Genomic DNA, 11392 nt, shown 5'->3' on the forward strand with positions numbered 1-11392 from the left:
GTTCAGCCTTCCTTAAGCGACACGTTGATGACCTCGCCGATGTGGCGGCCGGCGGTGTCATGCCAGACGGCCACAGTGCCCTCAATCCGGGCCATGCGCCCCCTGACCCTGACCACATCGCTCTCCCGGATGCCGGTGGGCTCGGGGGAGCGGATGTAGAGCGTGCAGTTGTGTTCGACTGCCAGCGAGTCGGTGTCGGCGGCGGTGTCCTTCTGGAGGGGTGCCACCAGCGCCGGCATGCTTTTCCACAGGTGCAGGCCGGACTGGAAGGTGTTTCCGTCTGCGTCGGTGTCTGCAAACCCCCGGTAAACCTCAATCGTCTCCAACCGGGTCTCCCATCTGAATGACGAAGGCCCTGCGTGCGGCACCTACGCCGAGCGACCTTTTCTCACTGTCGAGCAGGTAGAGGTCGCCCAGCGGGTTGCTAAACGTGTAACCGCTGGTGAACGGGCCGGTGGTCTCGTTCGCCTGGCTGGTGCCTGCTGGCAGACCGGTTTCGTCGGCCGCCAGCGCCCGTTGGACCATGGCGCAGCAGATGTCGGCGCAGATGCCTGGCTCCTGCAGCTCGTAGTCGGCCCACCGGGGGCAGGTGGCCCGGATCTTGCGCGAGGCCCGGGCTAGCAGGACGCCGGCCTTGCTGTGCTGGTCCCCGGTCAGCTTGTGCCAGCCGGATTCCAACTCCTCAACGGATGCGAAGGCGTTGTCCTGCGGGGTTTCGTCTCGTCCGCCCATGGTTCCTCCTAGAGTTCGTCCACCCGTTGCTCGCCGGTGTCTAGGTTGCGCGTGATGCGCACCAGGACCTTGTCGGGGCGGGTGGCTTCGAAGGTCTCGTAACGGCCGGCGGGCTCGTCCTTCGCGGAAGAGGCGGGGGCTGCAGGCGGCTCCTTCTCTTTGTCGGGTTCCTCGACGGGGGTTTCCTGCACGGGCTCGGTCTGCGCATCTTCGGGCTCGTTCGCGGTGACGGCCTGGGTCGGCTCCGATTCAGTCTGTTTCTTGGCCGCTGCGCCGGCGGTCTTCCTGCTAGCCATTGATGACACCCTTCAGTCGTGCAGCTGCCTTGCCGCCGAAAACGGCAAGCCCGACGAAGAACTCGATGCGGGTGCGGTAGGCGGGCTTGTCCTGCAGCTGGCCCAGATCCTGCACGTTGACGCCCCCGTTGGTCAAGCCGGTGACCGCCTGGTCGCCTTCCGAGGAGCCGTACCGCACCGCGTAGATGCTGGAGGTGGCTGTCGCTGTGCCCTGGGTCTCAGACTGTGCGAGGATCTGGGTGCCGTCCGGGTTGGTGCCGGCCTCCAGGATGGGGATGCCGTTCCACTGGATGGCCCGCTTGCCGGCGATGTCCTCTTCGAGGACCGCGTCCAGGCTCACGTGCCGTAGTGCGGATCCGATCTTGCGCACGACCGCGGAGTTGGCGTAGATTGCGCCGTTCTGGGCGTTGATGCCTGGCACGGCTGCCAGAAGGTCATCCAGATGGTCCAGGAAGGCGTGGATCTCTGCTGTGGTGGAGCCCACGATGGGAGCGCCGTTGACGCCGGCTTCCAGGACTTGGCTGCCGACCAGGCGTTTGCGTAGCCCGTCGAAGGCCTTGGGGTCCACGTCGGTGTCGCCGTTGAAGAAGGTGTCTTGGAATTTGTAGGACAGGGCCTTGGTTTTCAGAACGGTCTGCTCGGCCCGCTGGTCGTTGAGGTTGCTGCGGGTCTTCTGGATGAAGGTGTCCACGTCCGCGTCGCCGCCCAGGATGTGCAGGGACTCGGTCTTCTGGTTGACGGTGCCGGTGGATTCGGTGTATCCCTCGTTTACGTTGCGGAACTCGACTCCCGGCAGGCTTGCTTCCGCATCGTAGGAGAAGGCGTTGCCCTCGATCGGCATGAAGGGGATTCGGTCCAGGATGGGGCTGGACTGCACAAAGGTCTCCAGCACGCCCTTGGTGAGCATGTCCTGCGAGAGCTTCGCGGATTCGGCTAGTGTGACGGCCATGGTTGATGGCTCCTTTCAGATGGTGTTCATTGGTCCGCATAGGCGGCGGCCAGCAGCTGGGCGGGGCTCATACGGCCCCAGTCGCCGCCTGCGGTCGGCGGGTTGGCAGGCGGCAGCTTGGGCTTGGTGCCCTGCTGCTTCTCGGTGATCTCTCCGATGGCCTCCTGGAGCTTCTGCGCGTTCGCCTTGAGCGCGTCCCCCTCGCCGGCCAGCAGGGCCACGACCTCCCGGCTCAGCCCGGTGTCATCGGCGATTGAGCCGAGCAGCAGCTCGCGTTCATGGGCCGCCTTGAGCTCGTCGCGTTCCTTGGCCGCCTGCTCGGCCTGTTCGCGCAACTTATCAATCTCGCTCTTTTTCGCCTCTTCGATCTCGTCAAGCTTGGCCGCTTTCGACTTGATTTCGTCGTAGTCGGCGTACCTGGCCTCGATCTCGGCGGCGCGCTTGGCGAGCGCTCGGCTGAATTCCTTGGACTCGTCTGACCGGCCGGCCTTGGGGTCGGCGGGTTTCGGGGCCGAGGGTTTCGGCTCGGTCGCGGGTGTGCCTCCGGATGCTGGATTGGGGTCGGGGTTGGTGACGCAGCGGATACGGCGGGGCACGGGATGGTTGTGCATGGGGTTTCTCCTTGGATTGGTCGGACGCACGGTTAGCGACGCGGCGTGCGGGGTCCGCGAAAGATGGTGCTGTGAGAGGATCTGGTGGCGGGTGCAGGATTCGAACCTGCGTAGCCTGAGGCGGCCGAGTTACAGTCGGCTCCCGTTGTCCTCTTGGGTAACCCGCCGGGGTGTGGTAGCTTGGATAGTGCCAGGAGGCCCTCCGGGGTAGTGAAATAACCTACGGAAACCAGGGGATTGTCTCCTGGCTCTACTTTTTCAGTGTGACCTCCTTCAGGCCGTTGTTGCTGAGAATCCATAGTCTCTTGATGGGTGTCTGCGAGCGCTGGTTATAGAGCGCAAGCTGGTTGATGAGCTTGTCTGGCACTTCGGTGTCGCCTAGGTCGATGATGAAGGAGTCCTTGGTGACGCCTTTTCTGGCCGCCTTGCTGGTGGCTTCGGAGATGCGTTTGGCGATGTGCGAGTATTTGGCGGTTTGCATGGACTTCAGCTCGTAGTCGCCGTCCTGCTCGTTCCAGTGGAAGTCGTTGGTGGGCAAGAACTTTCGTCTGTCCTTGGGGATCCATCGGTAGTGGTTGCCGAGTTTGGCGAAGCGTTCGAGGAATACGATTTCGTGCATCTCCAGCACGTCCTTTGATGTGGGGATGCCGAGTTTTCGCTGGCGGGCGTCCCAGACGCTTTGGGGATGCGGTTTTTCGTTTTGCAGGGAGAGGATGCGCCGTTCGTCCTTCCAGGCGGTACGTGTCCTATCCGTGGCGACCCCATCCTTGAGCTGGTCGGGGTACATGGTGCGCATGCGTGCCAGGCGTTCGCGGTAGTCGCCGCTGCCTGTGGAGTCCCACATGCGGCGGTACCGGTCCGGGTTGAAGCCGGCGAGGTGCTGCTTGCCCCAGCTGGGCACTATGCGGCAGTCGCAGTGAGGGTGGTAGGAGTTTCCTAGACCGGCTGACTCCTCGCTGAGGTAGGCGAAGCCGCGGGAGGCGAGCATGAGGCAGAAGGCGCAGGTGGTGGGGCCGGCCGGCACTCTAGCCCATTTGGGTTTGGTTGGGTCCAGTCTCATGTTGCGCTGCAGTGTCAGGCGTTCCGATGCTGCGATCATTTCGGCGATGAACTGCTGTGCGTCATCCAGGTTCGACAGGTCGGGCCACAGGTCCTCGATGTGTTTGCGGGCCCGTGACCGGCGTTCGGCGACCTCCTGGTAGGTAAGCCCGGCGAAGTCCGAATCGTTGAATCCGCCCTGGACCTGCCATAGGGTGCGGTCGGGGTCGATGAGGGCAGTGTGGTCGAACGTGGGGAAGTCGGCATCTCCGTATTCGGCCCATAGGGTGCGCAGGGTGTCATAGTAGTCGTTGGCCATCTGGCTGGCGTCTCTGGCGTACTGGGCTATCAGGTCTTTCGCGTCCATGGGGTCGCGTGAGAGGACCACCTCCAGTTCGTCGGCCGCAGTCTCGCGGAGGGCATCGAGATTCCTGCGGTGGTCCTTGTGGGCCTGGTCAAGCAGCCGTTGGAGCTCCCGCATGCGGTCCGGGCTTGGATGCAGGGCGTTGAGACTCATCATCCACCTCCGGTCCATGTAGCATGGTCGCTTTCAGCTGGTCGATGCGTTCCTGAGTTCTTGCGCGCTGCTGCTCGCTGCGCAGGGTGCGGCGCTGGCGGTCGGACAGGTCGAGCATGTCGTAGGTCACGTCGCTGTCGGCCGGAAGTACGCCGGCCTGCACGAGTTTCACGGCTGCGTCTGCTGCCGCGGCCCGGCTCGGTGTGGCGGGGTTGCGCCATTGGCAGGAGATCGCCTGGGCGGTTCCGTCGGGGCCGGCCAGGTTCTGGGCCCTTGCGATGATGCGCTGCCAGGCGGGGCCGAACCAGGACTGGCATTGCTCGGCAGTCAGGCACAGCTCCTTCTGGGCCTTATCGATTGCCTCGGCGGAGGAGGGGTTGTCGGTGAGCACGCCCATCGCGTCTGGCGGCAGGCTGGTGGCGGAGGCGAACATTGTGGCTGTCTGACGCAGCTGCGCGCTGTGAGGCTCGAAGCTGTACTGCGGGAACTGACCGACGGTGGGCTGCTCCCCGTCGACATCGCTGGGGATGGCCAGCACCTGGTCCAGCATGATCTTCCAGTTGGGAATCCTGCCCCCATCCTCATCGGTGAACATGTCCTCGCTGACTCCGATAAAGTAACGGGGCGGGACGGAATACAGCTCGGCCTGCATCTCGGAACGCAGAAAGGTGCGCACGGCGCTGTCGGTCAGGCTCATGACGGTGCGGCTGATGCGGCTGCGGCCGAAGGGGCGTTTGGCGTCGGGCTTGTAGGCCAGCAGTTCGCAGGGCAGGCGCTGGCCGGCGTGGTCTGTGCGCGAGTACACCTGCCAGACAGGGCCGGACTGCACGATGCCGACGGTGTGCTCGGTGTCCATCAGGTACATGCCCTGCAGGAGTTTGCCGTCGTCGGACACGTCGAGCAGGAGGGCCGCAGCCAGGCCGTGCAGGCGCTTGTCCCACACGCCGGTGGCCACGTCCGCTGTGAACTCCTGGATGATGGCTTCGGGCTCGCCGATGGAGGTGTCGCCCTGTAGGGCAGCCAGGAAGCTGCATGAGTGCACGAGCGCGTCGGTATGCGCGGACTGGGCGGTCTGCAGCAGGCCGTTGGCGTCCATCAGGTCGGACACCTGCCTTGACAGCTCGGAGCCGTCCTGGGTGGTGACCCCATCCAGGACCACACGGTTGGCGAGCGCTTCGACGGCTTTCTCGGGCCAGCCCACGACGATGTCGATGTCCTTGGCGATGGGCGGCAGGCTGTAGCCTATGTCCTTGAGTTCGTTGCGCCCGTCGTAGTATTTGGTGCGGATCAGGTTGCGGGCGCGTTTTTCAAGCAGGCGGCGCAGGAGCCTGCGGTAGAGGGTCTGCTCAGCGTTGGACAGGCCGCTGATGGTCTGAGGCGGGATGATCATCGTATGAGCCTCTGCTTTCGGTTGGGGTCGCGTTTGGTGACCGCTGTTCCATAGAGGGCGAGCGTCACCGCGATCAGGGGGCTGATGTCGATGTCGGAGCCGAGCTTGTTCCAGCCGACTGCTCCTGAGCCGCCGATGTTGCGGGTGGTGGCGTTGGCCACGGCGATGTCGAGGGCGGGCTGTTTGCCGTCGGCCAGGTGGGTGAGCTTGCCGTCCCTGAGCATGTCCAGCATCCTTCCGCAGGCGCGTCCCATGTCTGGGGCGCTGGTGGTGATGACCTTGACGTGCCGGGCTTTCAGGTCGGGCAGGAGGGCCATGGCGGGCGACTGGCCGTCGATGACGACGGCAGCGGTGCGCGGCCACCGGTCGGCAATCCAGTCGACGGCCCAGGCGCTGCCCTTGGACCGGGTGGATTCGAAGGCCTTGAGCTCGATGTGGGCGCTGCCATCTGCGTGCTTGACGCAGCCGCCGATGGCCAGACTCGAGCGGTCTGGGGGCATGTCGATGGCGTAGCCGACCAGGCCAGCGGTGTCCGGCTCGTCGGTGGCCGCCATCCGCCATTGCGCCGGGTCGATGGCGCTGCTGGCGGCGACGGTGTCCCAGATGCCGAGTCCCTCGCGCCGGAAGCTGTCAGGGCTGAGCTGTTTCTGCAGGCGCAGGATCGAGCTGGCCGGCGTGCGCCTGGGGTAGGAGGGGTTGGCCATGGCCCATTGCTTGCGGTCGTCGGGGTCTGCGCCGGGGTCGGCGCTGAATTCTAGGTAGAGCATGTCATCGGTGCCGGCTAGTGCCTCCTGGCGGCGGATGGTGAATGCCTCGCTGGGGTCGCCGGGCTTGGGTGGGGTGCCCATCATGATCAGCAGGCCGTTGTCGGCGGTGTTCATGGCGGGGACCATGTCGCTCATAGCGGTCTCGGTCAGAATCTGTGCCTCGTCCAGGATGACGATGCCCACGCCCTTGAACCCGCGGCCGAACCCGCGTTCCCTGGCCCCGAACAGGATGCGAGAGCCGTTGACGAAAGCGACTTCCTGCTGCCCATTGGCGCTGCGGATGCGGGCGATGCGCCGGCGTGCGCCTTTGCGTCGGGCCATGGAGCGCATGTCGCCGAACGTCTCGTCCGAGGTGCGCGAGCGGTGGGCGGTCCACAGGACCAGGAGTCCGGGGTGCAGGATGCACAGCATGAACACCATGGATCCGATCAGGAATGTCTTGCCCACCTGCCGGCACAGGCTCATGACCACACCGCCAATGCCTGCTGCGTACCTTCCGTCGGCTCGCTTGGCCAGGATGAGCATGCCCAGCGCGTCCTGCCAGTAGTCGAACTCGATACCCAGGAGGGCCTGCGCTAATTGCCTGACCCTGGGCCATTCCGAGGAGACAATGCCAGAGGGGATGAGCAGGTGGCGGGCGGCCTCAGATAGCTTCGGCGCTGAACGGGACATCCTGCGCCTCGCTTTCCTGGTCGTCCAGAGCGGCGACCGGGTCGTCGTCCTCCCGGTAGTCCTGCAGCTCTTTGGAAGCCGCGAGCAGCTGCCTGGAGATGGCGGGCAGGTCACGGCTGGAAGTCTTGTCGGATTCAATAGCTTTCCTCAGCCGGCGCACGGTCAGGCGCAGCATGTCCTCGTAGGAGGGCAGCGGGTCGACCATCTCCTCGAAGTCTTCCTGGGTAAGCCGCTCGGGATCCTTGCGCCGGCGGCGCATGATCTTGGCCTGGCCGGCGGGCTGACGGGGAGAGGAGGCCGGGCGGGTGCGTTCGCGGCTGGCCTTTTTGCGGCAGGCCGGCGAGCAGTACTTCTGGTCCTTGCGGGAGGGGATGAAAGCCTTGCCGCATTGCGGGCATTTGCGGATTTCGGCGGACAGGGCCTCGTGCGACGTTTTACCGCGGCTCATGCCCCTTGCCTCCTCGCCAGTCGGCAGTATGGCTCCCGGTATGCGACGCTTCGGTGCCCTGCGACGTTTTTCATTTTCCTTGGTATCGCCCGGGGAGAGATCAGCACTGCACCCGAGGCGGCTGTCGACCGGCCCTGGGGGGCACCCCCCCAGGTCACCACTCGCCGCTGGTTTCCATCGGCAGCGAAGTCGGTTGAATATCCTGCGCATGGCCTCTTTCGCGCAATGACGCGATGCGCCGGCGCGCCCACTCGACGGTGTGGTTGCTTCGGGTGCGGTTGCACCAGCGGTGGGCCAGGAAGCAGTTGGAGAACTCGGTGGGCGAGCCGCCCTTGGACACCGGTATCATCTCGTCGACTTCGGGGCTGCCGGGAAGCCCGGCCGGCAGGCTCTTGTCCACCGGCTCGCCGCACAGCCAGCACGTGTCATACGCTGCTTTGACCCTGGCCGCCACCTGGTCCCGCCTCCACCCGTTGGCCCGACGGTTGTTACGCCTGCCCATGCGCAGCCCCTATCATTGCGCGGTGTTCACTGCTGCGAAAGACGGTGCGCCCCACTCGTCAAAGGAGAAGGCGGGTGGGGCGCGCTGTTGATCGGAAAGAGATCATCGGAATCAGCCATACTGGTCGTCCCCGGCTTCCGCTGGGAAGGACCAACACTACCAACATGCACGATTACAGCAGCGGATGCAAGAAACGATTACACCTCTCGGGTGCAGGCCCGCCAGATATCCCACAGCAGGTAGACCGGCTTGCCGTCCTGCCTGGCCACCGGCTCAACGATGCCGCGCAGCTTCCACTGTGCGATGGTCTGCCGCCGAACTGGCATGCCGCAGGACCTGAGCAGGCGCGCGAGGCTGGCGGCAGTGCCTTGTGCACCGCTGGCGGCCAAGCGCAGGATACGGGCCTGCTGGACTTCGCGCACCTTGAGGGTGGTGTGGCATGAGGGGCACACGGTCCAGCCGGATTCCAGGTCGTCCTGGGCGCACCACAGCTCGGATCCGCACTGCTGGCAGTAGCCTATCAGCGTATGGTCCTCGAGCGGCTCGAACTGTCGGTCCATGCGCTGGACGAGCGTCGCGGCCATCCGCTTGATGATGGGCGCGTCAGGCCGGGTGAGCAGGCGGTCCACTCGATTGGTGGCGGCGGTCAGCAGGCCCTCGGTCGGCACGTGCCGCTGGCGCACGCCCACGGCCCGCCCTAGGCTCCACGCGAAGTGTTCGATGTCCTCCAAGAGGTTCCATGCGCCTTCGTTCAAGGGAATGGGTGCAGTGGTGCGCATGCCCGCATGGGAGCTGTGGGCTGTCACGGACGCCTTCTTCGCCGCCAATTGCCGCAGATCGGGTAGATGGACGCGCAAGGCGCGCAGGTCCTGGTCGAGCTGCCGGTGGTCGTGGTCCTGGTCGTCCGTCTGGTTCATGCGCGCTCCTTCTCTGTCGTCGACCAGAGACCGACGACAGTCCGCCCCTCCGCCGTCGGTTTGCTTAGCGGCTTGGTGGTCTGCTTGGACGTGTACCTTGCCTGGGCCCAGGTGAGGATTCTCTCGCGCAGCACGCTGCTGGTCATGCTTCCTCCATGGGGTCGTAGGGGTTGCCGCTCTGCCGTCTGGTGAACCAATCCAGGCATCCGTCCTGGTGTCCCTGACGCCATGCCTCAGCCTGGAGGGCCGACATGCGTTCGTGTTGCTCCGGCGGCTCTTCGGGGGAGGGGGTGTGGTCGAGGATCCATTGGGCCAGCCTGCGGGCCGTGGGCACGTCGACCATGGCATACATGTCGAATTGGTCGCCGGACAGGCTCAGGCGCAAACCGCCCGCAGCCAGGGTGACATCCACATCCGGTTGTCCGCTCTGCTCGGACCAGGACTCGTGCGAGACACAGGCGTAATCGCCCTCGCTGCCTCTGCCGCTGCTCCAGGTGACGCCCGTCTTCCGGTCAGTCCTGTTGTCCTCCGGTGTCATCGTGCTCACGCTGCCTCCTCCGGCTTGCACTTGTTTGGGTACTTCGCGTCTATCAGACGGGCATAGAGTCTGAAACCGAACCCGCCGTCCTCACTCACCACCGGTTTGCCGAGGAATCCCAAACCATCGTCCTCATACAGCGGCACATCGGTGAGGCCGTGGCCGTCCGCCAGCCACTCGTGCTCCAGCGCCGTCATCCGCGCGTAGAGGTCGGTGTTCATATCACTCTCAAACTCATCCAGGGACAGCACTAGCCGGTTCCTCACATCCGTGAGCCCCATGCATGGCTTGCCGGCACCGATCGCCCTGGCCTGGTCGGTACTGGTGTTACGGACAACAATCGCCCCCAGATTACCGTCCCGCTCCTGAACCAGATAGACCCTCAATCCTCCGCTCATGACTCCTCCCTGAACAGATCCTCCACGGATTCCAGGTGCTTGCCGATGTGAGCGACATAAAGCGTTTTTACGCCATTGCAGGTGATGCAGAACTTGGTTTCCGTCCTGGGGAACAGACCGTCGAACATCTCGAGACTCACTCCTGCGAGCGCTTGGAGAAGGTTGTCGTGTGTGCGGTCGAGTGCATCTTCAGGCCCGAGGCGGTAGATGCCGAGCAGCTTGCTGTCGTCTGCTCTGATGTAGCGGATCGCTTCGGCTCCTTGGAAGCTTTCGTCGCGGACCTCGTATTGCTTGTTGCCTTGTTTGATCAGCTGGTAGATGTCTGGCCTAATTTTGGCAGTGATGATGGTGGTGGCTTTCAATGCTGCTCCTGGTCTGTCTCTTGTCGAAGTTGGTCAGTGCCTGGCGCGCTTGCCTCAGAAGGTGCTTCAAGAGCCAGTATGCGGTGGTGGCGTGTGTAGTTTGAGTAGGCCTCCTGTATGCGGTTGTGTCGGGTTTTGGGCAGCACGATCGTGGGTGAGAGGCACGGGCTGGTCATGCAAGAGAGGAAGGGTACACGCTGTCGGCTTGCCTGGCGTTTGTCGGGGGCGTACAAGCTTGGGCACAGGTCGCATGTGGCCGTGCCCTTGGTGGTGAACGCGTGCTCGGATTCGACGTGCAGGTCGTCGGCCGCGGCCGGCAGCACGTCGGGCAGCTTGCGGACGTCGGTCCCGTCGAACGCCAGCTTTGTCCCAGCAGGCGTGGCAAGACCGGCTGTGCATTCCTGGCGTTCGGCCAGCAGGCCGTCGTCCAGTGAGATTCTCGTCGCTTTTCCTTCTTGACGTGTTCGAGGATGAATTGGGCGAGGGGCAGGGCCGACCTGTTTCAGTTCATCGTTCATTGCTGGTCGATTCCTTCCAAGCTGCTACGCAGGTCGGCGAGCATGACCACTTCGCGTGATTTGAGGGGTTTGGAGAGCATGGTCTCGATCGCCAGGCCCGCGTCCAGGGTCCGCTGGGCCAGACTGGCGGTGTCGTAGACCACTTCAGTGATCGGATCGATGTCGCCCCAGCGTTGCAGGTGTTCCTGCTTGGTCTTGGAGTCCATGGCCCTGCGCACCAGGGCCAGGTAGGAGGCAGAGGCCTTGAGGATGCCCTGCGCCTTGGGCAGCAGCTCCACCAGCATCTCCGGGGTGGCCTCGTCCGGGACCAGCGCGTCCACGCCCTTGTTCCTTCTCGTCTCACTCATGATTGACTCCTTCCGTGTCCGTCGGTATCTGTACCGGTGTCCATCCGCCTTGGTCGTCCAGGAGCACCCAGCCGCGGGTTTTGGTGTGGATGGGTTGGTCCTTCGGGTATTGCCAGGCGTGGATTAGCAGCCCCTCGTCGTACGCCTGTGCGGGGTTGGAGTGCGCCCACCCGTGGCAGCCAGTGGTGCCCGATCCGCACAAAAGCACGAGGTTGGAGGGCAGGTGCAAGCCGTCCCATGGATGCGAGCGCGGCCTGCGATGGTGTCTGCTGCCTGGGATGGCTTCCAGGCTGCGCCCGCAGCGCGCGCACCGCCAGTTGTCGCGCCGGTCCACCAGGCGTTTGACCTGTTCGCTGGGCTGGTTGCTCATACCTGCGCCTCCCACATCTT

At 64.4% G+C, this 11392-nt stretch carries 18 protein-coding genes and 1 tRNA gene; all 19 read right to left on the reverse strand.

Annotated elements, in window-relative coordinates:
- Window positions 1-2: 2 nt before the first annotated feature.
- The gene (locus tag ACUIAG_RS01565; RefSeq protein ID WP_445339937.1) at window positions 3-326 is read right to left on the reverse strand and encodes a hypothetical protein; all 324 of its coding nucleotides are present in this window, start codon (window positions 324-326) and stop codon (window positions 3-5) included.
- Window positions 313-732 (reverse strand): Gp19/Gp15/Gp42 family protein, encoded by a 420-nt coding sequence (locus tag ACUIAG_RS01570; RefSeq protein WP_445339938.1) that lies wholly within the window; start codon window positions 730-732, stop codon window positions 313-315. The genes ACUIAG_RS01565 and ACUIAG_RS01570 overlap by 14 nt, the downstream gene beginning before the upstream one ends.
- An 8-nt stretch (window positions 733-740) precedes the next feature.
- A complete protein-coding gene (locus tag ACUIAG_RS01575) occupies window positions 741-1037 on the reverse strand; it encodes a hypothetical protein (RefSeq protein ID WP_445339939.1) in 297 nt (98 codons plus the stop codon).
- Entirely contained in the window at window positions 1021-1977 is a 957-nt protein-coding gene (locus tag ACUIAG_RS01580) for a major capsid protein (RefSeq protein WP_445339940.1), read from the reverse strand. The genes ACUIAG_RS01575 and ACUIAG_RS01580 overlap by 17 nt, the downstream gene beginning before the upstream one ends.
- A gap of 26 nt (window positions 1978-2003) precedes the next feature.
- A complete protein-coding gene (locus ACUIAG_RS01585) occupies window positions 2004-2588 on the reverse strand; it encodes a hypothetical protein (protein WP_445339941.1) in 585 nt (194 codons plus the stop codon).
- Window positions 2589-2670: 82 nt separating this feature from the next.
- Window positions 2671-2755 (reverse strand) — tRNA-Tyr (locus ACUIAG_RS01590).
- Window positions 2756-2838: 83 nt separating this feature from the next.
- The gene (locus tag ACUIAG_RS01595) at window positions 2839-4143 is read right to left on the reverse strand and encodes a VG15 protein (protein WP_445339942.1); all 1305 of its coding nucleotides are present in this window, start codon (window positions 4141-4143) and stop codon (window positions 2839-2841) included.
- The gene (locus ACUIAG_RS01600) at window positions 4082-5533 is read right to left on the reverse strand and encodes a phage portal protein (RefSeq protein ID WP_445339943.1); all 1452 of its coding nucleotides are present in this window, start codon (window positions 5531-5533) and stop codon (window positions 4082-4084) included. The genes ACUIAG_RS01595 and ACUIAG_RS01600 overlap by 62 nt, the downstream gene beginning before the upstream one ends.
- On the reverse strand, window positions 5530-6972 hold the full coding sequence (locus ACUIAG_RS01605; RefSeq protein WP_390132965.1) for a terminase: 1443 nt from the start codon (window positions 6970-6972) through the stop codon (window positions 5530-5532). The genes ACUIAG_RS01600 and ACUIAG_RS01605 overlap by 4 nt, the downstream gene beginning before the upstream one ends.
- Entirely contained in the window at window positions 6944-7420 is a 477-nt protein-coding gene (locus ACUIAG_RS01610; protein ID WP_445339944.1) for a recombination protein NinG, read from the reverse strand. Before ACUIAG_RS01610 ends, ACUIAG_RS01605 begins: the two co-directional genes overlap by 29 nt.
- Window positions 7421-7574: 154 nt before the next feature.
- A complete protein-coding gene (locus ACUIAG_RS01615; RefSeq protein ID WP_390132961.1) occupies window positions 7575-7874 on the reverse strand; it encodes an HNH endonuclease in 300 nt (99 codons plus the stop codon).
- A 245-nt stretch (window positions 7875-8119) separates the two neighbouring features.
- Complete coding sequence (locus ACUIAG_RS01620; protein WP_390132959.1) at window positions 8120-8728, reverse strand: hypothetical protein; 609 nt, start codon at window positions 8726-8728, stop codon at window positions 8120-8122.
- 107 nt (window positions 8729-8835) lie between these two features.
- Window positions 8836-8985, reverse strand: a complete 150-nt coding sequence (locus ACUIAG_RS01625; RefSeq protein ID WP_445339945.1) for a hypothetical protein — start codon at window positions 8983-8985, stop codon at window positions 8836-8838.
- Window positions 8982-9386 (reverse strand): hypothetical protein, encoded by a 405-nt coding sequence (locus ACUIAG_RS01630; RefSeq protein WP_390132955.1) that lies wholly within the window; start codon window positions 9384-9386, stop codon window positions 8982-8984. The genes ACUIAG_RS01625 and ACUIAG_RS01630 overlap by 4 nt, the downstream gene beginning before the upstream one ends.
- Window positions 9383-9775, reverse strand: coding sequence for a hypothetical protein (locus ACUIAG_RS01635; protein WP_390132953.1), 393 nt, complete (start codon window positions 9773-9775; stop codon window positions 9383-9385). Before ACUIAG_RS01635 ends, ACUIAG_RS01630 begins: the two co-directional genes overlap by 4 nt.
- Complete coding sequence (locus ACUIAG_RS01640) at window positions 9772-10137, reverse strand: hypothetical protein (RefSeq protein WP_390132951.1); 366 nt, start codon at window positions 10135-10137, stop codon at window positions 9772-9774. The genes ACUIAG_RS01635 and ACUIAG_RS01640 overlap by 4 nt, the downstream gene beginning before the upstream one ends.
- A complete protein-coding gene (locus ACUIAG_RS01645) occupies window positions 10134-10655 on the reverse strand; it encodes a hypothetical protein (RefSeq protein WP_445339946.1) in 522 nt (173 codons plus the stop codon). Before ACUIAG_RS01645 ends, ACUIAG_RS01640 begins: the two co-directional genes overlap by 4 nt.
- A complete protein-coding gene (locus tag ACUIAG_RS01650; RefSeq protein WP_390132947.1) occupies window positions 10652-11002 on the reverse strand; it encodes a hypothetical protein in 351 nt (116 codons plus the stop codon). Before ACUIAG_RS01650 ends, ACUIAG_RS01645 begins: the two co-directional genes overlap by 4 nt.
- Window positions 10995-11372 (reverse strand): HNH endonuclease, encoded by a 378-nt coding sequence (locus ACUIAG_RS01655; protein ID WP_445339947.1) that lies wholly within the window; start codon window positions 11370-11372, stop codon window positions 10995-10997. Before ACUIAG_RS01655 ends, ACUIAG_RS01650 begins: the two co-directional genes overlap by 8 nt.
- Window positions 11373-11392 lie beyond the last annotated feature (20 nt).

The sequence above is a fragment of the Bifidobacterium sp. ESL0825 genome (assembly GCF_052606465.1).

Coding starts and splice junctions, on each gene's coding strand:
- ACUIAG_RS01600 (WP_445339943.1), bottom strand. CDS start 5,533: ATGATCATCCCGCCTCAGACCATCAGCGGCCTGTCCAACGCTGAGCAG.
- ACUIAG_RS01625 (WP_445339945.1), bottom strand. CDS start 8,985: ATGACCAGCAGCGTGCTGCGCGAGAGAATCCTCACCTGGGCCCAGGCA.
- ACUIAG_RS01585 (WP_445339941.1), bottom strand. CDS start 2,588: ATGCACAACCATCCCGTGCCCCGCCGTATCCGCTGCGTCACCAACCCC.
- ACUIAG_RS01650 (WP_390132947.1), bottom strand. CDS start 11,002: ATGAGTGAGACGAGAAGGAACAAGGGCGTGGACGCGCTGGTCCCGGAC.
- ACUIAG_RS01635 (WP_390132953.1), bottom strand. CDS start 9,775: ATGAGCGGAGGATTGAGGGTCTATCTGGTTCAGGAGCGGGACGGTAAT.
- ACUIAG_RS01595 (WP_445339942.1), bottom strand. CDS start 4,143: ATGAGTCTCAACGCCCTGCATCCAAGCCCGGACCGCATGCGGGAGCTC.
- ACUIAG_RS01645 (WP_445339946.1), bottom strand. CDS start 10,655: ATGAACGATGAACTGAAACAGGTCGGCCCTGCCCCTCGCCCAATTCAT.
- ACUIAG_RS01605 (WP_390132965.1), bottom strand. CDS start 6,972: ATGTCCCGTTCAGCGCCGAAGCTATCTGAGGCCGCCCGCCACCTGCTC.
- ACUIAG_RS01580 (WP_445339940.1), bottom strand. CDS start 1,977: ATGGCCGTCACACTAGCCGAATCCGCGAAGCTCTCGCAGGACATGCTC.
- ACUIAG_RS01610 (WP_445339944.1), bottom strand. CDS start 7,420: ATGAGCCGCGGTAAAACGTCGCACGAGGCCCTGTCCGCCGAAATCCGC.
- ACUIAG_RS01655 (WP_445339947.1), bottom strand. CDS start 11,372: ATGAGCAACCAGCCCAGCGAACAGGTCAAACGCCTGGTGGACCGGCGC.
- ACUIAG_RS01570 (WP_445339938.1), bottom strand. CDS start 732: ATGGGCGGACGAGACGAAACCCCGCAGGACAACGCCTTCGCATCCGTT.